General features: G+C 31.7%; 26 protein-coding genes and 2 tRNA genes. 3 read left to right on the top strand and 25 right to left on the bottom strand.

What is annotated here, in order from left to right; translation table 11 throughout:
• Nucleotides 1-8: 8 nt before the first annotated feature.
• From lysS to GAN53_RS05550, 9 genes are all read right to left on the bottom strand, one after another.
• Nucleotides 9-1,922, bottom strand: coding sequence for a lysine--tRNA ligase (gene lysS, locus GAN53_RS05510; protein ID WP_151409865.1), 1,914 nt, complete (start codon nt 1,920-1,922; stop codon nt 9-11).
• 11 nt (nt 1,923-1,933) lie between these two features.
• Nucleotides 1,934-2,407 carry a transcription elongation factor GreA gene (greA, locus tag GAN53_RS05515; RefSeq protein WP_151409866.1) on the bottom strand — a complete coding sequence of 158 codons (474 nt, stop codon included), beginning with the start codon at nt 2,405-2,407 and terminating at the stop codon, nt 1,934-1,936.
• A complete protein-coding gene (gene dusB, locus GAN53_RS05520) occupies nt 2,394-3,371 on the bottom strand; it encodes a tRNA dihydrouridine synthase DusB (protein WP_151409867.1) in 978 nt (325 codons plus the stop codon). The genes greA and dusB overlap by 14 nt, the downstream gene beginning before the upstream one ends.
• A complete protein-coding gene (locus GAN53_RS05525; RefSeq protein ID WP_151409868.1) occupies nt 3,352-4,137 on the bottom strand; it encodes a type III pantothenate kinase in 786 nt (261 codons plus the stop codon). Before GAN53_RS05525 ends, dusB begins: the two co-directional genes overlap by 20 nt.
• 69 nt (nt 4,138-4,206) lie before the next feature.
• Nucleotides 4,207-4,704, bottom strand: coding sequence for a DUF5673 domain-containing protein (locus GAN53_RS05530; protein ID WP_151409869.1), 498 nt, complete (start codon nt 4,702-4,704; stop codon nt 4,207-4,209).
• 28 nt (nt 4,705-4,732) lie between these two features.
• Nucleotides 4,733-5,287, bottom strand: coding sequence for a hypoxanthine phosphoribosyltransferase (hpt, locus tag GAN53_RS05535; RefSeq protein WP_151409870.1), 555 nt, complete (start codon nt 5,285-5,287; stop codon nt 4,733-4,735).
• Nucleotides 5,277-6,656: a tRNA lysidine(34) synthetase TilS gene (gene tilS, locus GAN53_RS05540; RefSeq protein WP_225791831.1), complete on the bottom strand. Its 1,380-nt coding sequence runs from the start codon at nt 6,654-6,656 to the stop codon at nt 5,277-5,279. Before tilS ends, hpt begins: the two co-directional genes overlap by 11 nt.
• Complete coding sequence (locus GAN53_RS05545) at nt 6,625-6,945, bottom strand: FtsB family cell division protein (RefSeq protein WP_151409871.1); 321 nt, start codon at nt 6,943-6,945, stop codon at nt 6,625-6,627. The genes tilS and GAN53_RS05545 overlap by 32 nt, the downstream gene beginning before the upstream one ends.
• Nucleotides 6,938-7,183 carry an RNA-binding S4 domain-containing protein gene (locus tag GAN53_RS05550; RefSeq protein WP_151409872.1) on the bottom strand — a complete coding sequence of 82 codons (246 nt, stop codon included), beginning with the start codon at nt 7,181-7,183 and terminating at the stop codon, nt 6,938-6,940. Before GAN53_RS05550 ends, GAN53_RS05545 begins: the two co-directional genes overlap by 8 nt.
• 141 nt (nt 7,184-7,324) lie before the next feature.
• Here GAN53_RS05550 and GAN53_RS05555 point away from each other — a divergent pair, with 141 nt between their 5' ends.
• On the top strand, nt 7,325-8,359 hold the full coding sequence (locus GAN53_RS05555) for a DNA polymerase IV (protein WP_151409873.1): 1,035 nt from the start codon (nt 7,325-7,327) through the stop codon (nt 8,357-8,359).
• Between the two features lie 55 nt (nt 8,360-8,414).
• Here the strand turns inward: GAN53_RS05555 and GAN53_RS05560 are convergent.
• A tRNA-Leu gene (locus GAN53_RS05560) sits at nt 8,415-8,500 on the bottom strand.
• Between the two features lies 1 nt (nt 8,501).
• Nucleotides 8,502-8,578 (bottom strand) — tRNA-His (locus GAN53_RS05565).
• 300 nt (nt 8,579-8,878) lie between these two features.
• Between GAN53_RS05565 and GAN53_RS05570 the strand changes: the two genes are divergently transcribed.
• Nucleotides 8,879-9,484 (top strand): regulatory protein RecX, encoded by a 606-nt coding sequence (locus GAN53_RS05570; RefSeq protein ID WP_151409874.1) that lies wholly within the window; start codon nt 8,879-8,881, stop codon nt 9,482-9,484.
• Nucleotides 9,481-9,738, top strand: coding sequence for a GIY-YIG nuclease family protein (locus GAN53_RS05575; protein WP_151409875.1), 258 nt, complete (start codon nt 9,481-9,483; stop codon nt 9,736-9,738). The genes GAN53_RS05570 and GAN53_RS05575 overlap by 4 nt, the downstream gene beginning before the upstream one ends.
• 21 nt (nt 9,739-9,759) lie before the next feature.
• Here GAN53_RS05575 and GAN53_RS05580 read toward each other — a convergent pair whose 3' ends face one another.
• The 14 genes from GAN53_RS05580 to rsxC all read right to left on the bottom strand — a co-directional run bounded on the left by GAN53_RS05580 (nt 9,760) and on the right by rsxC (nt 22,858).
• Nucleotides 9,760-10,386, bottom strand: a complete 627-nt coding sequence (locus GAN53_RS05580) for a MinD/ParA family protein (RefSeq protein ID WP_151409876.1) — start codon at nt 10,384-10,386, stop codon at nt 9,760-9,762.
• Nucleotides 10,387-10,400: 14 nt separating this feature from the next.
• Nucleotides 10,401-13,850, bottom strand: a complete 3,450-nt coding sequence (locus GAN53_RS05585; protein WP_151409877.1) for a penicillin-binding transpeptidase domain-containing protein — start codon at nt 13,848-13,850, stop codon at nt 10,401-10,403.
• Nucleotides 13,851-13,862: 12 nt separating this feature from the next.
• Nucleotides 13,863-14,351 carry a rod shape-determining protein MreD gene (gene mreD / locus GAN53_RS05590; RefSeq protein ID WP_151409878.1) on the bottom strand — a complete coding sequence of 163 codons (489 nt, stop codon included), beginning with the start codon at nt 14,349-14,351 and terminating at the stop codon, nt 13,863-13,865.
• Nucleotides 14,344-15,240, bottom strand: coding sequence for a rod shape-determining protein MreC (gene mreC, locus GAN53_RS05595; protein ID WP_151409879.1), 897 nt, complete (start codon nt 15,238-15,240; stop codon nt 14,344-14,346). Before mreC ends, mreD begins: the two co-directional genes overlap by 8 nt.
• Nucleotides 15,241-15,247: 7 nt before the next feature.
• Nucleotides 15,248-16,258 carry a rod shape-determining protein gene (locus GAN53_RS05600; protein WP_151409880.1) on the bottom strand — a complete coding sequence of 337 codons (1,011 nt, stop codon included), beginning with the start codon at nt 16,256-16,258 and terminating at the stop codon, nt 15,248-15,250.
• Between the two features lie 13 nt (nt 16,259-16,271).
• Nucleotides 16,272-16,952 carry a RadC family protein gene (radC, locus tag GAN53_RS05605; protein ID WP_151409881.1) on the bottom strand — a complete coding sequence of 227 codons (681 nt, stop codon included), beginning with the start codon at nt 16,950-16,952 and terminating at the stop codon, nt 16,272-16,274.
• Entirely contained in the window at nt 16,927-17,466 is a 540-nt protein-coding gene (locus GAN53_RS05610; RefSeq protein WP_151409882.1) for a Gx transporter family protein, read from the bottom strand. The genes radC and GAN53_RS05610 overlap by 26 nt, the downstream gene beginning before the upstream one ends.
• Nucleotide 17,467: 1 nt before the next feature.
• Nucleotides 17,468-17,848 (bottom strand): NusG domain II-containing protein, encoded by a 381-nt coding sequence (locus GAN53_RS05615; RefSeq protein ID WP_151409883.1) that lies wholly within the window; start codon nt 17,846-17,848, stop codon nt 17,468-17,470.
• A gap of 107 nt (nt 17,849-17,955) precedes the next feature.
• Complete coding sequence (locus GAN53_RS05620) at nt 17,956-18,756, bottom strand: RnfABCDGE type electron transport complex subunit B (protein ID WP_151409884.1); 801 nt, start codon at nt 18,754-18,756, stop codon at nt 17,956-17,958.
• 9 nt (nt 18,757-18,765) lie between these two features.
• The gene (locus GAN53_RS05625; protein ID WP_151409885.1) at nt 18,766-19,338 is read right to left on the bottom strand and encodes an electron transport complex protein RnfA; all 573 of its coding nucleotides are present in this window, start codon (nt 19,336-19,338) and stop codon (nt 18,766-18,768) included.
• A gap of 9 nt (nt 19,339-19,347) precedes the next feature.
• Complete coding sequence (gene rsxE, locus GAN53_RS05630; protein ID WP_151409886.1) at nt 19,348-20,010, bottom strand: electron transport complex subunit RsxE; 663 nt, start codon at nt 20,008-20,010, stop codon at nt 19,348-19,350.
• An 8-nt stretch (nt 20,011-20,018) separates the two neighbouring features.
• Entirely contained in the window at nt 20,019-20,561 is a 543-nt protein-coding gene (locus GAN53_RS05635; protein ID WP_151409887.1) for an FMN-binding protein, read from the bottom strand.
• Complete coding sequence (locus GAN53_RS05640) at nt 20,554-21,528, bottom strand: RnfABCDGE type electron transport complex subunit D (RefSeq protein ID WP_151409888.1); 975 nt, start codon at nt 21,526-21,528, stop codon at nt 20,554-20,556. Before GAN53_RS05640 ends, GAN53_RS05635 begins: the two co-directional genes overlap by 8 nt.
• A gap of 10 nt (nt 21,529-21,538) precedes the next feature.
• The gene (rsxC, locus tag GAN53_RS05645; protein ID WP_151409889.1) at nt 21,539-22,858 is read right to left on the bottom strand and encodes an electron transport complex subunit RsxC; all 1,320 of its coding nucleotides are present in this window, start codon (nt 22,856-22,858) and stop codon (nt 21,539-21,541) included.
• Nucleotides 22,859-22,896: the final 38 nt, after the last annotated feature.

The following is a 22,896-nucleotide window of genomic DNA, read 5'->3' on the forward strand; positions in this document are numbered from 1 at the left end:
CGTGTCCTTTAATATAATTTTGATCCTGCTGGAATATTATCATCCAGCATTATTAAGTTAAGTTTTTCTTCACCGTCATACTCACAAATTGCAGATATAATCATACCTTCTGAGTCGATTCCCATCATCTTACGAGGAGGAAGATTACAAATTGCAAGTAGTGTCTTTCCAATTAAGCTCTCTGCGCTGTAATATTCCTTAATACCAGATAAAATAACTCTTTCTTTTTCAGAACCATCATCTAATGTAAATTTCAAAAGTTTTTTTGACTTAGGAACTTCTTCGCAGTTTTTAACCTTTACAACTCTAAAATCAGATTTTGAGAAAGTTTCAAAGTCTACCATATCTTCAAATAATGGTTCAACTTTCACTTTTGAAAGGTCAATTTCTTCTGTCGTAAGTTTGTCGTAAGTTTCGTAAGTTTCTTTTGACAAACCCCCATTTTCTGCCTTTTCTAAGCCTATTGGCTTCATTGTTGGGAATAATAATACATCACGGATTGAGTGTTGACCTGTTAAGAACATTATTATTCTATCAATACCTATGCCAAGGCCTCCTGTTGGTGGAAGTCCAACTTCAAGAGCATTTACAAAGTCATAATCCATCATTTGCGCTTCGTCATCACCTTTTTCTCTTTTGGCAACTTGAGCTTCAAATCTTTGTCTTTGATCTGCAGCATCGTTTAATTCTGAGAAAGCATTGGCAACTTCTTTAGCATTGATAAATGCTTCAAATCTATAAGTTAATGACTTATCGTCAACTTTTCTTTTGGCAAGTGGTGATATTTCTACTGGATAATCTGTAACAAATGTAGGTTGGATTAGAGTTTCTTCTACATATTTTTCAAAGAATTCTGCTATGATTTCTCCACGACTTTCTTTAACTTCTACATCTTTTTCTTTGGCAATTTTAACTGCTTCTTCATAGGTTGTAATTTGGTTAAAGTCAACACCTGTTACATTTTTGATTCCTTCTATCATTGGCAATCTAATCCAAGGAGCTTTTAGGTCGATTTCTCTGCCATCAAATTCTATGACAGTCGTTCCAAGAACATTTGTTGCTACAGTTTCTATCATGTGTTCAGTAATTTCCATCATATCTTCATAATCAGCGTAGGCTTGATATAATTCCATTGATGTAAATTCCGGGTTGTGGGTAGCATCCATTCCTTCATTTCTAAACATTCTTCCCATTTCATAAACTTTGTCAAAACCACCAACTATTAATCTTTTTAGATATAATTCGTTGGCAATTCTTAGATACATATCAATGTCCAAAGTGTTGTGGTGGGTTATAAATGGACGAGCTGTAGCTCCACCAGCTATGGTATTTAGTATTGGAGTATCAACTTCCAAAAATCCTCTATTATCCAAAAATTTTCTAATTTCTGCGATGATTTTGCTTCTTTGAACAAATACTTCTTTTACTTCTGGATTTACTATCAAATCAAGATATCTTTGTCTGTAACGAAGATCTGGATCTTTTAGGCCATGCCATTTTTCTGGCAAAATTTGCAAAGATTTGGTTAGCAATTGTGGAATTGTTGTTTCAATTGAGATTTCGCCTTGGTTGGTTTTGAAAACTTTTCCCTCAACACCTACAATATCCCCGATATCGTATTTTTTAACTTCGCTAAATTCATCGCCTATAACATTTTTACGATTTACAATTTGAATTTTTCCAAGCTCATCTTGTATATCCATGAAGCTCATATTGCCATGGCCACGTTTTGCCATGATACGGCCTGCTATTCTTACAGTTTTGCCATCATATTCATCAAATTTATCTTTGATTTCTTTTGATGGAATACGACCTCTAAAGTTTACAATTTCATGAGGATCTTTGCCAGCTGCTTTAAGTTCTTCAAGCTTTTGCCTTTTGATTTGTAGCATTTCATTTAGATCTTGTTGATTTTCTGTCATTTCTGCTCCTTTTACTTAATTGCTTTTATAGTAAAATAAATTTTGCCATTTGGTGTGATTACTTCTACTCTTTCATCTTTCTTTTTGCCTAATAAGGCTGCTCCAACTGGAGATTCGTTTGATATGAAGCCTTTTACTGGATCGCTTTCTGCTGTTCCTACGATTTTATAATCGATTGTTTCGTCAAATTCTTCATCGTAAACTGTTACGGTGTTTCCAACGCCAACTTCATCAGAGTTTTCATTTACTTCGATTGTCTTGGCATTTCTTATCATATCTTCAACTTTGGCGATTCTAGCTTCTACTTCTGCTTGTTCGTTTTTGGCTTCGTCATAGTCTGCATTTTCTGATAGATCTCCAAAGCTTCTTGCTATTTTGATTTTTTCTGCAATTTCTGGTCTTCTTTTAGTTTTGAGATATTCAAGCTCATCTTCTAACTTTTCCAGATATTCTTTTGATAATATTACTTCTTTATTTTCTGTCATAATTTACCTCTAAATAATTTTTATATTCATCCAACAATTTAAAAATTTCTTCTTTGCTTTTTAAAGTGTTGACTTTTGCTCTAATTTTTGTAGCATTTGGCAAAGATTTCAGATACCAACCTACGTGCTTTCTCATTTGATTGACTGTAAGAAGTTCATCTTTAAATTTTAGTGTCAATTCATATTGGTCTTTTATTTGCTCAATAATTTCCTTGTAGGAAACTTTTTTGTAGGAACCATTTGCCAAATAATCTTTTATATATTTAAACAAGAAAGGATTTCCCATGATTCCTCTGGCAAGCATTACACCATCAGCCTTTGTCGTTTCCATAATTTCTATAAAATCTTCTACTGTAAAAACATCTCCATTGGCTATAACTGGTATTTTTAAGTATTCCTTTAATTTTTTTATGTCTTGCCAATTGGCTTTTCCCTGATAAAACTCTTCTCTAGTTCTACCGTGAATAATTACATAATCTATGCCATTATCCTCACAAATTTTACCTATTTCAAGGTAATTTTTGCAAAGTTCGTCAATTCCTGTTCGAAATTTTACATTTATTTTCTTGTCAGTAGATTTTACCAAAGTTTTTGTGATTTCATTTACTAAATTAGGATCTTTCATCAAAGCAGAACCCTCGCCATTTTTAAAAATCTTTGGCGCTGGACAACCCATATTAAAACTAATTTCTTTTACATTTTCTAATGGATTTATTTTTTCTTTGATTGCTCTTTCAATTTTTTCTGGATCTCTGCCAAAAATTTGTATGTTGGCTCTTTTTTCTTTTTCTGAAATGTACATTAGTTCATTTGTTTGTTTGTTATCATAAATTAGGGCATTTACGCTAATCATTTCAGTAAAAGTTTTATCCGCTCCATATTTTTCACAGATAATACGAAAGGCATTGTCGGTTACTCCAGCTAGGGGAGCTAGAAGAATTTCTTTATTTTTTAATTCGCTCATAAATCAATCTTAGACCATCAAGCATTAGGTCTGGTTCAATTTTGTTGATGAATTTGGATTCACTTGATATTAATTCAGAATATCCTCCAGTTGCAACGACATTGATATCGCCTTCTATACCATAATCTTCTCTTAATTCTTTTTCTATTTCAAAGATTAGTCCATCTATTAATGAAATGTACCCAAATACAATTCCGGCGTTTATGCTATCAACTGTATTTTTTGCTATGGCTGATTCTGGATTTCTAAGTTCGATTTTTGGTAGTTGAGCAGTTTTTCCAAAAAGTCCATCTTGGGCGATTTTTATTCCAGGAGCAATTGATCCTCCTAAATATTTGCCATCTTTGGTTACAACATCAAAAGTTATAGCTGTTCCCATATCGACAATTATTGATGGTCCGCCATATTTATTGTAAACTGCAACAGCATCAACAATCCTATCAGCTCCAACCTCTCTTGGAATATCGTAGTCAATTTTTATGCCTGAATCGGTTTGATAATTTACCAAAATCGGATCTTTGTCAAACATTTTTCTATTGCAAGATTGCCAAGAATACAAAATATCTGGAACTACGCAAGAAATTATCGTATCGTCAACACAATTCTTATCTATATCATGAACATTAAACATATTAAAAAGGGTAGCTACCAATTCATCGCTTGTGCGTTTGAGATTTGTAGCCACTCTATATCTAAATAACAATTCTTCTTTATTATAAACACCAAGAACGGTATTGGTGTTGCCTATATCTACTACAAGTAACATATTATCTCCTTTGTGGAAATCTTTTAAATTTAACTCTATTATAATACGTCAAAATCTTGTAATTTCAAGCTATTTGTTAAGTTTATATTTTCTAATAAGCCTATTTATTTCTTGTATGTCCTCACGAGTCACTCTTACAGATTCGTTAGTTAGTTGGTTTTTGGTTTTTACTTGCATTACTAAATCGCTTGAAGATGTATCAAAGCCCCATTTTTTTAATTCTTTATAATCGTAAAAATTTGAATTTGCCAATATTCCATTTTCTCCAATGCAAAGTTTGTTTTGTGAAAATAGTCCAAAGATAATTGCAAGTACAATCATTACAGCAGACTGAGCCATGTTGTTAAAATTATTTTGTTTAATACCCATGTATAAATTTACAGCTCCAGTTACTAATAAAACTACCAACAAACCAATTTCTATTGGGGAAACTTTTCTTTTAAATTCGCTGATTTCTCCTTGTAAAAGTCCTCTATTTTTTTTGCTTTTAATGATTTTGTAGGCGAAAAATACTATTATCGCACCATACATAAGCAAAATAAAGCTATCCATACTATTTTTTTTCATAAATCCTCCTTGATAAAAAACTTAATGTTTATTTTTCATAAACTGATTTTTTTAATACTCCAATGTAAGGAATATTTCTATATAGCTGATTGTAATCTAGACCAAAACCTACTACAAATTCATTTGGAATCTTAAATCCATACCAATCAGGCTTAATTTCAACTTCTCTTCTTTCAGGCTTATCCAGCAAGGTTATAATTTTTATATCCTTTGGATTTCTCTTTGATAGATTGCTTTTAAGATTTAGCAAAGTATTGCCAGTGTCTATGATATCTTCAACTACCAAGACATTTTTTCCTTGAATGTCAATATCCAAATCTTTTAAAATTTTGATATTTCCAGTGGACTCGGTTCCCTCGTAAGAAGAAACTGACATAAATTCTAAATTTGTGTCAACTTTTATATATTTTGATAACTCTGACATAAACATTACTGAACCCTTTAGGATCCCAACTAATATCAAAGGTCCCTCTTCATTTTCGTAATATTCGTTAATAATATTAGCTAGTTTTTTTATCCTTAAATTAAGACTATCCTCATCTATCAAAACTTTATCTATTATAGAATTTGTATCAATTATCATCTCTTACCTCTATTTTTATTATATTTTTATCTTCTTTATCAACCTTAAATTCTTCCGATTGCCTAAAACCTACTAGCCAAATAATCTTATCATCTGATAAAATAATTGGGATTTGATCCCTAAGATTTCTATCGATTTTTTGGTCTATAAAAAAATCTTTTAGCTTTTTATTGTGGTTAAAACCAAGTGGCTTAAAAGTATCTCCCTTTTTCCTATATCTAAGATTTAGCGGAAATTTTAGCTTATCAAAGGAAAAATAAGCTATATTTTTATTTTTTTCTCCCATAGAATTAACCAAAGTTGCTTTTATAATTTTTCCATTAAAATTAATTTCTTCATCCAAAGAAAGAAAAGCAAAATTTTCTAAGTTTAAATTGTTTTCAACTTTAGAAAGCTGATAAGTTTTGTAATTTTTTATAAATTCCAAATCATCTTTTATTATTTTTTTGCCAGTAGCTAAAGTCGTTAAACTGAGAAATTCATCGATATTTTTCTTGCTTATATCTTTTAAATTATTTTTTAACTTGCTAATAGCTTTTCTTAATAACCTTTTTTGGTAAAAATCTTCTAATTGGTCAAAATTTGATAGGTCAAATAAAATTTGTCTCTCATCTTCTAAAACTAGTACCTCTTTATATAAAGAATCGATACTCCTATCGACAATTTTTAAATCTTCTTTTAAAAGCATAGAAAGATTATAAATTGCATCTACAGCTTTGGGATTGATGGTGGAAAATTCAGGTATTATCTGGTTTCTAATGTAATTTCTGGTGTAATCATTGGATAAATTTGTTTTATCAATTGCATAAGCTATTAAATTGCTATCCAAATAAGAAATTATTTCATCTTTTGAAAAAGATAAAATCGGCCTAATGATATTGCCATTTCTAAAATCCATAGCAACCATTCCATCCAAACCAGTTCCTCTTATCAAACGCATCAAAACAGTTTCTGCTTGATCGTTTTTATTGTGGGCAATGGCGATTTTGGAATTTTCATATTGACTTGCCAATTCATTAAAAAACTCATACCTAAGCCTTCTACCGGCATCTTCAGCAGAAATTTTGTGAATTTTTGCATAGTCATCCATGCTAGCTCTTTTGACCCTAAATTCCAAATTTAATTTATGGGCAGTTTCTTTTACCAAATTCTCATCATTAATGGCTTCTTTTCTATGTAGATGATTAAGATGAGCCAAAATTATTTTAAGATTATATTCATCTTTTATGGATTTTAATAAATAAATTAGAAACTGACTATCAGGTCCACCACTAGCTCCAACTATGATTGTATCATTTTTTTCTATGAGCTTGTTATTTTGAATATTTTCCCTAAAGCTAGTTTGAACCTTTGTCTTCATCAGATTCATCGGTTTTTTCCTTTACCATTCCAAGCCTTTCTTCGGCAATTTTTTCTTTAAATTCATCTGTATTTCTCATCTCATAGTCTTTTTCTAATTCTTTTATTTTTACATCTAAATCTTCTAATTTTTTCTGGTTAGATGATAAGTCGCTATCAAGTTTTTTAATTTCATTATCCAAAGACCTATTTGCCAAGGCAAAGTAAATTGCAGCAATAAGAATAAGAGCAAACATAAATATTATAAAGCCAGTATTTTTTGTTCTCCTTTTTTTCTTTCTAACATTTCGCTTATCCATCTACCACCTCATACATTTCGCTTGCATCAGATTTTTTTGCCCCATCGATGATATTTAAGACCCTTACTTTTAGCTTATTATTGCCAAAAATCACCTCTATAATATCGCCTTTATCAATCGTGGAAGAAGCCTTTGCAATTGAGCCATTTATCAAAACTCGCTCGTTTTCGCAAGCTTCTTTTGCAACTTGTCTTCTTTTTATAATTCTAGAATTTTTCAAAAATTTATCTACTCTCATAAATCAATTTTACTAGATATATGGTTTTTTATCCACTTAAATGAAAAGCTTTAGCAAATTATCTATCGATTTGCAAAAAAGACTCGAAATCAGGCGAATTTATAGAAAATATTATAATAGTATAATGGTATTGGTGATAATATGAACGATATTTTGCACATCGATTGCGATGCTTTTTACGCATCTTGTGAAGAACTTAGAAATCCAAATTTAAAAGATAAGGCCCTTGCTGTTGGCGGACTTAGTAATAAATCAATAATTACAACAGCAAATTATAAGGCTCGCCAATATGGCATACATTCTGCAATGCCGGTATTTATGGCAAGAGAACTTTGTCCAAATTTGATTCTAATTCCAGTTGACCACAAATATTACAGGCAAAAATCCAAGGAAGTTTTTGATATAATTAGACCCTTTGGAGAAATTTTGGAACAAGTTTCAATAGATGAGGCTTATCTTAAAATAAATAGCAACAATCCCCTAGCCTTAGCACAAAAAATCCAAAATGAAGTTTATAGCAAAACAAAAATTGGAGTTTCCATTGGAGTATCCTACAATAAATTTCTAGCAAAACTTGCTAGCGATTGGAATAAACCTAAAGGTATCAAAGAAATTTCCAAAGAGGATCTGCCAGAAATTCTCCTAGACTTAGACATATCCAAAGTCCATGGTCTTGGCAATCATGGAGTAGAAAAATTACAAAAAATTGGCATATATAAAATTTCCGACCTAATGAAATTAGACCTTTCCTACTTGAAAAATGCTTTTGGCAAGCAAGGAGAATACATATACAATGTAATTCGAGGAGAAGATAATAGAAAAGTAAAAGAATCAAGACTTAGAAAATCCATAGGCAGAGAAAGAACATTTAGAGCAAACACCAAAAATAAAGATGTATTAGAAAACTATTTAAAACAAATATCAGAAAAACTAGAAGATGACATGAACAAAAATAATTTAATGGGCAAAACCGTAAATCTCAAAGTAAAAAATTCTAACTTCAAAATATATAGCAAATCAAAAACACTCCAAGAACCAATTTGTAAAAATGGAGACATATACCACATTTCCAAAGAATTGTTAGATGAAATATATAAGGGTGAAGAAATAAGACTAATAGGAATCTCAATTTCCAAACTATCAAAAAAAGAAACAAACCAGTTAAGTTTTTTGTAATAATAATATTACACAAAAAAAGAAGTGCTAATTTCTAGCACTTCTTTTTACTTGCTGGTGCGGGATAAAGGAGTTGAACCTTCACGAGAAATTCTCACTAGATCCTAAGTCTAGCGCGTCTGCCAATTCCGCCAATCCCGCATGGGGTGAGTAGTGAGACTCGAACTCACGGCCTCCTGGGCCACAACCAGGTGTCTTAACCAACTGGACCATACCCACCAGGTCATTACCTATTTAGTATACACTATTTAAAATATAAGTCAAGCTTTTTTATAAATTTTATATACTTTTTAAGGCCGATTTTTTAATACGTTACTTATTATACAAATTTTTATTTTTCTTGTCAATAGGAAGTTGAATTTTTTTAAATAAAATGTAATTTTCCCAAATTATAGTAAAATACCTATGAGGTGAATTTATGAAAGGCAGAAAAACTATTCTAAAAATTTTTGCTATTGTTATAGCAATTGCAATGATCGCACCAATTATATATAGTGCATACGAATCAATGGCTAGATTATGATTGTCGAGAGTATTGATTATTCAGATAAATTAAATTTAGTTATTATCACTATTGATGGCGAGAAATTTTTGATTTCTTATGATCTGTATTATGATTTGAATCTAAGTTCTGAAAGCCAAATAGATTTTGATAGCTACAAAGTTATTTTAAAAGACGATCAATATAATAAGGCAAAAAATTTAGCTCTTAGAAAAATTTCTTTTAGTCCAAAATCTTCAAGCGAAATTAATAAAATTCTAAAAGGCCAACATTTTGACCAGGATATTATAGAGAAAACTATAAATTTCCTCAAAGATTTTGATTTGATTGACGATGAGGCTTTTGTTAGGAGTTTTATTACTGACAAGCATAATATTTCTAAGTGGCCAAAAAATAAAATCCGCTATGCTTTAAGATCTAAAAATATTGATGATTATATTATTGAAGAATATTTAAGCGAAATTAGCGATGAAGATGAATATCAAAATGCCTATGATTTTGCTATAAACAAGGCTAAGGGAGATGATTCTTTTCAAATGAGGCAAAAAGTTTTTAGATTTTTGGCTTCTAAGGGTTTTGATTTTGATATTATAAATAATGTTCTTGGAGATATTTTCCAATGACTTATGGTTATGTTTATATTTTAAGGTGTGCTGATAATTCTCTTTATACGGGTTGGTGCAGAAATTTGGAAAAAAGAGTTATTTTACATAATTCTGGCAAAGGTGCCAAATATACCAGAGCCAAGGGTCCTTGTAAACTTGTTTATTACGAGGAAATTTCTGATATGTCTGAGGCTTTAAAAAGAGAAATTTCTATCAAAAAATTAAGTAAAAGAAAAAAAGAAGAGCTGGTAAAAAGTTTTAAAATCAATTGATTCTTTCTACCAGCTCTTTTTTTAGTGCTTAAATGCCATCTTTATTTTTTCAAAAAATGATATTTTAGGTATTTCTATTTTTTTATCTTCTAGCAAGTTTTCTATAACATCATTAAAGTATTGACCGTTTTTGACTAGTCCTAAGAATCTTTTATTTTTAGCTTCAATGGCGTTCTTATCATTTCTTATATCGTAATCTTCGCTTGCCTTGTTGATAAAGAAATAATCTCCTTCAATTTCTTTATTCAAGGAATCTGTATCGATAATTTCTATTATGATTTTATCTTTGATAAGATCCTTTGAAAGATTATCGATTACAAGATAATCATAGGAAATTTCGCCTAATAATTTTTCGACATCTTCTCCCCTAAATATATATTTATCTTCCAAAAGTGGACTTATGATAAAATCTAAGTTCTCATTTTCGTGGACAATTACCTTTTCTAATGGGGCAAGGGAAGAAAAATAATCTCCTATATCGTAAGTTATCATTCCATCTTTTTGAAAATAGTCTTCTATATTGGAATTTGGATTTCTTTTTGTCTGTAAAAGTAAGACTTTTCCGGTTTTTTGCAAATATTCTGCTAGATTTACCGAAAAATCTGTCTTGCCTATTCCTTCTTTTCCATTGATAATATATGTTTTCATTTTACTGCCTGACCTTAATTTCTTTTATTTGAATCGTTTTGGTTATTGGTAGAGTTGTTTTGATTATTTAGATTATTTGGATTTAGGTTTTCAATTATATTTCCAATTTCATTTGTTGGATTATCTCCCATTTGTCCCCTATCAACATTTGCTCCAGTATCTCCAGTATTGGTAAGATATACATCTAAATCGAAATATTTTGCAACTATATCGCGCATAATGGCTGAAGCATTATAAGAAGTATCGCCTTGGGTTAGGACTATACTTATTGCAATTTCTGGATCATCATAAGGTGCAAATCCTACCATCCAAGCGTAACTGTCGTATTTTACTCCATCGGCATTTTCGCCTTCTACTTCTGCTGTACCAGTTTTTATACCGATTTCTACTGGCAGTTGTGATAAGATTTTATTATTTTGTGCTACAAGCAAGGCACCGTATTTTATATCCTCAAGATATTTTCTATCTTTTAGGTCAATTCTGTTGCCTTCTGGAACATTGTTGAATAGAACATCTTGTGAATCATGATTTGTAACTTTGTCCACCAAGGTGTATTTGTAAAGATATCCGCCGTTTGTTAGGGTTGCAATCGCCCTATTCATTTGAATTGGCGTATAGGAGTTTTGTCCTTGGCCTATAACTATATTTAACATATCTGTTATATCCCAAACAGCTTGATTTAAATAAGTATATTTTATGGTATCGGCAAGACCTGCTCTTTGACCCTCAAGAATATGCTCTGGATCGTAACCTCTTTCATCTAAAAAGTCTAAAATTTTCTTACGTGTCCAGCTTTCAGGATCGTCTGTAAAGTTTACTATGTCTACTACATCATTTTCAAATTCGCTTTTTGATTTTTTTACATCATTTTTTAGGTGCAGTGGTAATTCTTTTTCCAGATAATTTTTAAGCATTAATCTTGTTACTTCTATTTTCTTATTTATTGAAGGGATATTTCCTGTTGCTTCTTTTGGTATATTTATTTCTATGCCTGTAGGTTTATCTAGGCCTAATTTTTCTGCAGCAATTCTTATGTCGTTTAATTCCAACTTCACTCCGACAGATCTGCCATCGCCTGGATTTTCGCCTAGAGCTAGACAATAGAAAAAGTAGTTACAAGAATCTCTAATTGCTCCATAAAGATTTTCTTCACCATGAGTTGTGCCTTTTTCTGTCCAGATTAGACAATTAAATCTTCTATTTCCTATATCCAAAAATCCATGGCAAGTATTGATAGCTTGTGGGTCAAGCCCTTTTTCTAAGGCTGCAAGGCTTGATACAAGTTTAAATGTTGAACCTGGAACTACTGCAGTTTGACTTGCTATGTTTAACATTGGTCTTGGAACTAGTGGTCCACTGTCTTCTTCTACTTGTAAGCTTTCCCAATCTGATTGAGAAATTCCTGTGGCAAATAAATTTGGATCGTAATTTGGTAAGGATGCCATAGCCAAAACTTGACCAGTTTTTACATCGGAAACTACTACTGCTCCACTTTCTGCATAGGCCGCTCTTCTTATCGGCATAAATAATCCATATTCGGATTCGTAAGCGTGGCCATTTCTAATGGCATCAAGAACTCCTGCCAAAGATTTTTCAGCTTGTTCTTGTAAGTCCAAATCAATTGAAAGATATAAGTCATCACCAGGTTCTGATGGGCTTTGAGATATGGTTTCTTTTCTATTGCCAGATGAGTCGACTGTTACTAAGCTTTTACCGTTTTTGCCCTTTAAATTATCCTGATAAGATTCCTCAATTCCTGCCTTACCTATTATCTCATCTCTTAAATAATCACGTTTTTTGACGTATTTTTCAATTTCAGCTTCTGTTGCAATTGGTCCCATATATCCCAAAATGTGACTTGCCACATATCTATTTGGATATGATCTAATTGGTATTGTATTTACAGCTATTCCAGATGTTTTTTTGATATTTTCTTTTATCTTTAAAACTGTGGATTCATCGATATTATATACCAAGTTAATCGGCCTATAGCCAAAGTTTCCTTGAGTATTAATCTTGTTATCTATCGTTAGGATTCCCAAGGCTTCTGTGTCAGAATAATCTTCCAATTTATTTATTTTTTTTAGGTATTGTAAGATAATTTTAGGATCAGTTTCCTTATTTAAGGTTTCGACAATTTTTTTGCTAGGATTTACCCTATCTTTGCTAGCATAATAGGTGTAAAAGTTTTTCTTTTCAATATTAAAGGTGTAATCCCATTTTTCAGGGTCATCATCGGTTACATCAATATTCGGATAAATATTATTTCTTGTGTTGGCATTTTGTGCCATGTATTTTACATCATTTGACAAAATCAACGGCTTTAGCAAGTTGTTTTTTTCTGCAAGTCTTGCCAATTCTTCTACTGGTGAACCTGCTTGTTGATTTTTAAAACTTACTTTTACCTTGTATTCATTTTTTTGATCGTCATTTTCGGTAATTACTTCTGTTTCAAAATTTGCGTAGACACCAAGATTTTCCAATTGTTGAATCAAAATATCTGCAGGTATAACATAAGCTCCATCATCCTTAACTACAGCTTGAGTTAAGACATCGCTTATGGTGGAATTTTTTACAATTTCGTAGAAATCATCGCATACTTTGCTATTAAGGTTGATTTTTTGATAAACTTTTGATAGTTTTGCTTTTTTCTCTACAAAATCCTCATCTGCTTTTACTGCACAAGGTTTTAAAACTATACTTCCCAATAGATTATTTTGATCCAAAATATCGTAGGCAAGCTTTCTTGCAAATGAATTTTCAAGCACTGATAACAATACCGATTTATCATCGCCTATGGCTTTTACAATATCTTCCATTGGATCATCGTTAATATCATAGCCAATTGACTTTAATTTTTCTGCAGAGTTTTCTTTAAAAGTAACTCTTAGATTGCCATTTTTTTGACTTACATGACAAGGAATATCTATTCCACGTTTTTTTAGGGCCAAAAGAGCAGTTTTTACGGTTTCGTATTCAATATTGTCATCTTTGTAGGTTGAGCTAATAAATTCATTTACCAATTCATTATCTACAAGTGTTGAAACTACAAGCTCATTAGGCATTTGCCCTAGGATAAAGTAATCTTCAGTCCTTTTGTAGGCAAAGGAATTAAGCTTTATGGCAAAGTCGTTGGTGTAATTAATTCCATCGCTTTCTAGAATTTTAACAAGTTCTGATATGTTTTTTATCCTATCTTCTGGATCAAGATTTGAAAGCTCATCTTTGTAAATTTGAATTGTAAAAGCTGGTATACTTGTTGCAAGCAACTTACCATTTCTATCGTATATATTGCCACGGCTTGCAAGATCGTCTACTTCTTTAACTTTTCTATTATCTGATAAATCTCTATAATAATCTCCTTGACTTATCATTACTGTGTGAAGTCTTATTACAATTATCGCTAGTAAGATTACTACTAATATTTGTATAAAACTTAATCTTTTTTCTTTTTGATTTCTCACTAGTTTTCACCCCTACATCCTATATGTTGGAATATACATAATTTTTTTAACTAATCCTATATAAATAAAGTATATAAGTCCGTTTAATAGAGATTCTACAATTAGTGGCAATGGCAAATAATTAAAAAATCCAGATTGGCGAGTCAAAATATAATAAATTAGACTTAGCAAAAGAAAATTAAAAATACTTGCTAATATTGTCAAAATAAAGCCTGTCGTTTTGCCTTTTCCAAATCTAAATGAATCGCTAGCTACAAAAGATCCTATCAAAAAATATGATAAGGATCTTACTCCAATAAAGCTAGTAAAGAGAAAATCTTCTAATAAGCCAAAGAATAGGGCAGAGTAGCTACTAGTTTTGCAAGATAAAACTTGGCTAATTGCTACAATTGCTGGCAAAAGCAAATTAACATTAGCTCCAAAAATATCAATTTTTGAAAATATGGTCGTTTGTAGGATGAATGATACTAGTAAAATTATAAAAGTTTTAAATTTATTCATTGGCTTTTACATCCTCCATTTCTCCATCTTCATTTATTTCATCATTAGAGAAATCGGCATCTCTTTTTAGGACTAGAACCCTATAAAGATGGCTAAAGTCTACTGGTGAATTGATTGTAATATTTTTTCTTAGTGAATCTTCGCTCATAGAAACATTGTTTATCTTTCCTATATAAATTCCAAAAGGATAAACTCCTCCCAAACCACTTGTAAGAATAATATCGGAATTTTTGGCATCGCCATCGACATCAAGCATAAAACCTTGGATTGTTTTTGCTGTGAATTTATCGATTATACCATAATCATTGGATCTGGCATTTACAAAGGAAACATCATTGGCTTCATTATTTATCGTTATAATTCTTGCAGTATTCTCAAAAACTTTGCTAACTTTACCAACTAAGCCAGTATAATAATTACTATCTCCAATTGCTTGTAAAATTATATCATTTTCTTCAATTCCATCAGCTCTTCCCTTATCAATTGTAAAAGTTTCTGCCATGGAATTAAGATCGGAATTTATAACGCTGGCCTTAATATAGGTGTTATTAGATTTATCTATAGCTTCTTTTTCATCTTTTAGAAATTTTTCCTTATTTATTATTGAATTTAATCTTGCATTTTCTAAAACCAAAGATTTGTTTAAGGCCTCTAATCTATTTACTTCAGCTCTAGTTTCCTTAGAACCGACAGTTTTTTCAACTTGTTCTATTATCTCTGATGAGATTGAATAAGTTACTTTCTCTATCGGCTTAAAGATAGTATTTGCCAAATTAGATCCAGCGCCAGAAATTTTATCCGTTTGTGAAGAAATTCCTATTAGAAATATTAGAATTATTAGTGTAATTATAAAAGATTTGTTTGATTTTTGTTTTCTTCTATATGTCATTTTTCCCCTACTTGCGATATTTAAAAAATCTTTCTGGATCTTCGAGAATTACTCCTGCGCCGTTGATGGCATCTGTTAATGGATTATCTGAAACATTGGAATTGATATTGGTCTTTGTTTCTATAAATTCTCTAATTCCTTTAAGCAAGCTAAATCCACCTGTTAAATAAAATCCATCTCTTTTTATGTCAGCGGTTAATTCTGGTGGAATTTGTTCAAAAACTTCATAGATTCCATTTACAAGCTCATCTGCATAAGGCAAAATAATTTCCACCAAGTCTTTACTGGTGATTTCTATAGATTTTGGGCTAGCTGAAAGCATATCTCTGCCTTCAACATTCATGGCCAAATCTTTATCTTTTATTTTTAGGCTTAGAATATTTACCTTTATTTTTTCTGCAGTATTAAGACCTATATCTAATTTTCTAATATCTCTAAAATAATCTACTATTTTTTGGTCGATAAAATCTCCACCCTTGTTGATGGATTTGCCTGCAACTATGCCATTTAAAGATATCACAGAAATTTCTGTGCTTCCAGCTCCCATACTTATGATCAATCTTCCCTTAGGATCTTCTGGTGATAAATTCATGCCAAAAGCTTGAGCTAAAGTTTGCTCAACTAAAATAATATCTCTAGATCCTGCATGCAAAGCTGCATCTAAAATCGCCCTAGTTTCTATATCTGTAATTCCTGATGGAATACAAAGGACAATTTTTGCTTGTATAAGCGACATTCCAGGATTTACCTTGGCGAAAAAATAATTTAGCATGGCCTCTGTTAGGTTAAAATCACTTATAACTCCGTTAACTATTGGCTTTACAACTTGCAAATTTGACGGAGTTTTGCCCATCATTTCCTTAGCTTTTTCTCCAATAGCTAAAACTTTTGTATTTGTATCATCAAGTACCATAATAGAAGGTTCGCTTAAAATTATTCCTTGATTTTTCTTATATACTAGTACATTGCTAGTTCCTAAATCAATTGCAAAATCATTTGCAATCATTCTAAATTTCATCTAATTATTGCTCCTATATATAATTCTCTCTTTTAAAACTATAATAATCGTTCTCACCTATTATTATATGGTCAAGAACGGTAATATCTAATAATTCACCAATTTTTACAAGCCTATCTGTTATTGCAAAATCATCCTTTGATGGTTTTGGATTTCCTGATGGATGATTGTGGGCAAAAATTATGCTTTTTGCCGATTTTTTAATAGCAGATTTAAAAGCTTCTCTAGGGTGAACTAGAGATTGATCTAGCGTTCCTTTGCTAATTAGTTCTTTAGATATTATAACATTTTTTGTATCAAGTAGGATAGCATAAAAGTATTCGTTTTTGGCGTTTTTCAATTCATCTTTTAGATATAAAAACACATCCTTGCTCTCTTTTATACTTTTTATCTCTTTTTGATTAAGTCTTTGGGCAATTCTTCTGCCAAATTTTAGGCTTGCAACAACTTTGCTGGCCTTGGCATTTTTGATTCCATTAATTTTACTTAATTCATTTACCTCAATATCGAGCAATTCCTCATAAGAAAAAGTGTTTAAAATTTCTCTTGCAAGCTCGATTGCGTTTTTATCCTTTGTCCCAGTTGATAAGATTATCGCCAAAAGTTCTTCATCTGTTAAGCTATCCGAACCTTCTTTGATTAATTTCTCGCGAGGTCTATCATCTTCATCAAAATCTTTTATCGATCTTTTCATTTTTAATATCTCCAAAATTTATCTTATCCATGTGACTAGTTATATAATTTACGCTTAAACCAACAAAAAAACTTGTAAATATGCCCATAATAACCAATATTGGAAAATAAAGATACATTTTAATATTTCCCATTACAAAAGATGCAACTAATATTTGACCAAAATTATGAAAAAATGCACCAATTTCACTTATTCCAACAAAACTAAAGGTTTTACCCCGTAATTTTAAACTTATTCCCATGGCAAGGGCTGAAAAAATAGCTCCACTTATCGAATAAAAAAACGAGCTTACAGATCCTGTAATAAGCATTAGCAAAAAAGATTTTAAAATTCCTACAAGCAAGGCGTATTTTAATGGATATAAATATAGGCAAATTAAAATAATCATATTGGAAAAACCAAGTTTTGCACCAGGAATCGGGACTGGAAGTGGAATCATCTGCTCTATTAAAGAAATTGCAAGGGCCATTGCTGTAAGTAAGGCTACATTTGTAACTTTCTTTGTACTATTCATTTTACCTTACCACCTTGTCAATTTCTGGTTGATTTTTTGGATTTTTATCGACAATTTCCAAAAAAACTTTGTTGGGTAAGCAAATAATTGTTTCACCACTTTTGCTAATGTCATGCATATGTACACAAATTTGATCTGGGCAATTGGCCTCATACATTGTGGCTTTGCCATTTTTTATGATGATTTTATTGTAATGATTTTTATCTTCTAAAACTATTTCTCTATCTATACTCAAATCATATTCTCCGTATAGTTTTGAGTCTTTTTCAATTCTTAAAACTTTTGGCGAATTGCTATTAGTTTTGCCCAATACTACTGCTAATATTATGCTCAATACCAATAAAGCCAAAGATAAAATTATATCTGCCCTTTTGATTTTCATAAAAATACCTCATTATATGAGTTTATATTAAATTTTTTTTATTGTCAATTATAGAATAAGTAAATTTAGGTAAAAAAATAAACCGGATAACCGGCTTATTTTACAATTTATTTATATACTTTAATACACTTGTTTGGACACTTATCAGCTGCTTCTTGCAATAAAAGTAAATCTAAATCAGGATTTATATTTTCTTCTGATAGATTTTTCTTCATTTCAAAGCCTTCTGGATAAGTTTTGGCACATATTGTACAACCTATACAAGCTTTGCTACATTTCTTTCTAGCATCCTTTCCTTTTTCTTGGTTAGAACAAAGAACTACTGCTTTTTGAACAAATGGTACTAAGGTTATTATATCTTTTGGACAAATTTTAACGCATTTTCCGCAGGCTACGCACTTGTTACGATCTACAAGAGCAAGACCATTATGGACATGTATAGCATCAAATGGACAAGCTTTTTCGCAAGATCCACATCCTAAACAGCCATAGTTACATTCTTTTTTGCCACCAAATAGGGAAATTTGTGCTCTACAATCATTTATTCCTGCATATTGATACTTATCTTTTGCACTTTCGCAATCGCCATTACATTTTACAACTGCTACTTGCTTTTCTCCACCTGCAACAGTTTCAACTCCCATGGCTTTTGCAACATCTGCTGTTGTTGCTGGTCCACCTATTACGCAAGCATCGACTGGAGCTTCTCCATTTGCTATGGCTTTTGCACAACCATCACAACCTGGATATCCACAAGCTCCACAGTTAGCTCCTGGTAAAGCTGCTCTAACTGATTCTTCTTCTATTGAAGTTTCTACATGAAATTTCTCACTAATTACTCCCAAAGCTATGGCAAAGATAAATCCTAATAAGGCAAGAACGATTACAGGGGTTATAATACTAGTCATTTCTACCTCCTATAATCCTGCAAAACCCATAAAGGCTATTGACATAAGGCCTAGAGTGATTAATGATAATGGAGCTCCTTTGAAAGCTTCTGGCATATCATTATCTTGAGTTTTTTCTCTTAAAAATGCAAGTATCAACAAAGCTAGCATAAATCCTACTGATGCAGATATTGCATATACTAAAGTTTGAATTAGATTATAACCATTGTCTATAACTTTTATTGCAACTCCCAAAACTACACAGTTTGTAGTTATCAATGGCAAATAAACACCAAGAGCTGCATATAAGCTTGGTAGTGATTTTTTCATTACTGCTTCTACTGATTGAACTAAAGTTGCAATTACAAGTATAAATACAACTGTTTGCAAATATTGAATGTTAAATTTTTCTAACAAATAATATTGAATAATCCATGTGATTAGGGAAGCTAGTGTTATTACGAAAACTACTGCAAATCCCATACCTGTTGCGGTTTCTACTTTGCTTGTTACACCAAGTGTAGGGCAGATACCTAAGAATTGTCCTAATACATAGTTAGATACAAAAATTGTTCCTATTATTATTGAAATTAAGCCACTCATTTTTATCTCCTAATTTGCTTTCTTTTTCTTACTTGTCAATGCAGCAAATCCTGCAAACAATAAGCCTAGCAAGATAAAAGATGATGCTGGTTGTAAGAAAAATCCTATCGTGTATTCTTTTGCAATAATTCGTACTCCAAATAAAGTCCCTGAACCAAAAAGCTCTCTTATAGATGCAAGTATTGAAATAGCAATAGTATAACCTAAGCCTTGGCTAATTCCATCTACGATTGATTCTATTGGACCGTTTTGTGAAGCAAATCCTTCAGCACGAGCAAGAATTATACAGTTTACTACTATAAGTGGAATGAAAATTCCTAGAGATTTATCTAAAGCTGGTGAGTATGCTTTTATTAACATCTGTACGATAGTTACAAATCCTGCTATAACTACTATAAATGATGGAATTCTAACTTCATCTTCTATGAAATTTCTAAGTAGGGATATTACTAAGTTACTCATTGTCAATACAAAAATTACTGCAATTCCCATTCCTATAGCATTAGTTAAGCTTGAAGATATAGCTAATACTGAACACATACCAACCATTTGTACAAGTACTGGGTTGTTTGTTAAGACACCATCTTTAAATATTTTGCCGAAATCGTGTTTTTTCTTTTCTTCTGTTTTTTCTTCTACATTTTCAATAAGTCTATCGATTTGTTGTTCCATAATAACTCCTATTTAAGCTTCTCTAATACGCTTCTGGCATCGTTGATACCACGAAGAATTGTAGTTGTTGAAATGGTGGCACCAGAAATTCCTACGATCTCATTTTCGCCACCTGTTTTTGAAGCCTTAACTTCACTATCCATACTAACTCCTACAGTTCCTTCTTTGAAAGCGTCTTCTTCCATTTGTTGGCCAAATCCTGCTGATTCGGAATGACTTAGTGGTGCAAAACCAGTAATTTTATTTTCACCATCTACTCCGATTAGAAATTCTATATTTCCACCATAACCACCAGGTGAATTAATTTGAAATACATAACCATCGCCATCAGCTGAGCTTGCCTTGTAGACATTTGTGACAGTATCTGGTTTTTCAACTTCAATTTCTTCATATTTATCAGCTGGATATACAATTGCCAATGATTGTTTTAGCTCTTCTGCCTTCCTTTCAGCAATAACTGGTGCTGTCATATTATTGGTAAAGGCTAAAAGCAAACCTGTTACAGTTGTAATAAGAAGTAATTTTAATCCAAGTTTTAAACTTTTATTCATTTGCTACTCCTTTGTTTTTTGTATAATCAACACCAAATACTTTTGGCATGGTATATTTTTCTATGATTGGTACTACAAGGTTTGCAAGTAATATTGAATAGCTTACACCTTCTGGATATCCTCCAAAAGATCTTATAATAGCAGTTAAAAATCCTGCCAAGACTGCAAATACAATTTGACCATTTGGTGTTACTGGGCTTGTTGTATAATCTGTTAGCATGAAAAATGCACCAAGTAACATTCCACCTGATAAAATATCTCTTAAAATATTATCAAAACCGTTGAACAAGCCTAAAAGTACGCTTGCTGTAACTATGTATATTAAAGGCATTTTTATGCTTACTACTCTTCTTATTAATAAATAAACAAAACCTATCATTAAAGCAAGTGCTGACACTTCTCCTAATGATCCAGGAATATTTCCTAAGAATAAATCCATTAATTTATAGCTTTCTGGATCAGATAAAGGTGTTGCAGATGTTATTGCAGCAATATCTACTCCATCTTTTAGTTGTGAAATTTTATCTGGAGCTATGAAATTTGTCATAGCGCTTGGCCATGATGCAAGCATAAATGCACGAGCTGCCAAGGCAGGGTTTACAATATTTTGTCCAATTCCACCAAAGGCCATTTTTACAACAACTATTGCAAAGGCTGCTCCTATAACAATTTGCCAAACTGGTAGTGTGCATGGTACGTTAAAGGCTAACAAAATACCAGTAACTATAGCTGAGCAATCTTTTATAGTATTTTCCTTTTTTATTGCTTTGTTAAACAAAGTTTCTGATAGTAGACATGTTAAAACTGATACAGCAATTAGTAATAAAGCTCTTAAACCAAAATAATAAATTGCTGCAAGTCCAGCAGGTACAAGTGCTATTACTACATCTAGCATTTCCTTTTGGACACTTCTATTACTTCTCACATGAGGAGAAGATGTAACTAATAATTTTTCTGTATTTTCCATATTTCTCCCCTTATTTTCCTGCTTGTCTTATTTGTCTTTTGCCAAATCTTATAGCTTCAACTAAAGGTCTTTTTGATGGACAAATATAAGAGCAAGATCCACATTCTATACAATCCATAATTCTGTATGATTCTGCCATATCTAATTTTTCCTTTAGGGCAAATTTGTGAATATACAAAGGCATTAAATTAACTGGGCAAACTTCAACGCATCTTGCACATCTTATACAAGGTTCAGTAACTTGTGGAATTGCTTCTTCTTTAGTTTGAACTAAGATACAGTTTGTAGCTTTTTCAATTGGTTTATCGTTTGTTGGTTGAGCAATTCCCATCATTGGACCACCGTTTATGATTTTGCCGATTTCCCCTTTTGTACCGGCTGCTTGATCTATTGCATATTCAAAAGCTGTTCCTATTTTTACCAACATATTTGTTGGTTTGTTAATATTATGACCTGTTACAGTCATCACTCTTTCATACAAAGGTTTATCGTAATAAATTGCTTCATAAACTGCATTTACTGAAGAAACGTTTGATACATTTACTCCGACATCCATTGGTAAACCACCTGATGGAACATGTCTATGAAGTACTGCATCAATAATTCTTTTTTCATCACCTTGTGGATATTTGGTAGCTAATTTTACTACTCTTAATTTTACTGGAGCATCATAATTTTTTAGATAATTTGAAATACTTTCGTAAGCTTTTGGCTTATTATCTTCGATTGCTATAATTCCTTCTTTGGCATCAACTGCCTTTACTAATAAAGAAAGTCCTTTTACAATCGCTTCAGGCTTGTTTTTAAGTATGTAATCATCACATGTGACATAAGGCTCACATTCTGCACCGTTAACAATTACTGTATCAATTGGTTTTGGAGGAGTGTATTTGATGTGAGTTGGAAAAGCTGCTCCACCCATTCCTACAATTCCTGCATCCTTGATTTTGCTAACGATTTCTTCTTTGCTTAAATCTACATGCTCATTTAATATGTACTCTTTGTTTTGATCAAAGCCTTCTGTATCAATTACGACAGCTTGAGCATTTTTACCTGAGGCTGTTTGTATATCAATGATATCTGTAACAACGCCAGCTACTGATGAGTGAATATTAGCTGAAAAATTACCGACTGCTTGACCGATTAATTGACCAACTGCCACTTCATCTTTTTTGTTTACTAAGCACTTACTAGGGGCACCTATGTGTTGAGTAAGCGGAATTACCACTTGTTTAGGAACTTCAAGTACTAATAGATTGCTATCTTCTGATAGTTCCTTAAACTCATCTATATGTACACCCTTTTTAAATGTTAAAACATCTTGGGCCATATTTCTCTCCTTTTTTTCTTTTGCTCTCTTATATTATA

The organism is Anaerococcus sp. Marseille-P9784 (assembly GCF_902500265.1).
Classification (GTDB): Bacteria; Bacillota; Clostridia; order Tissierellales; family Peptoniphilaceae; genus Anaerococcus.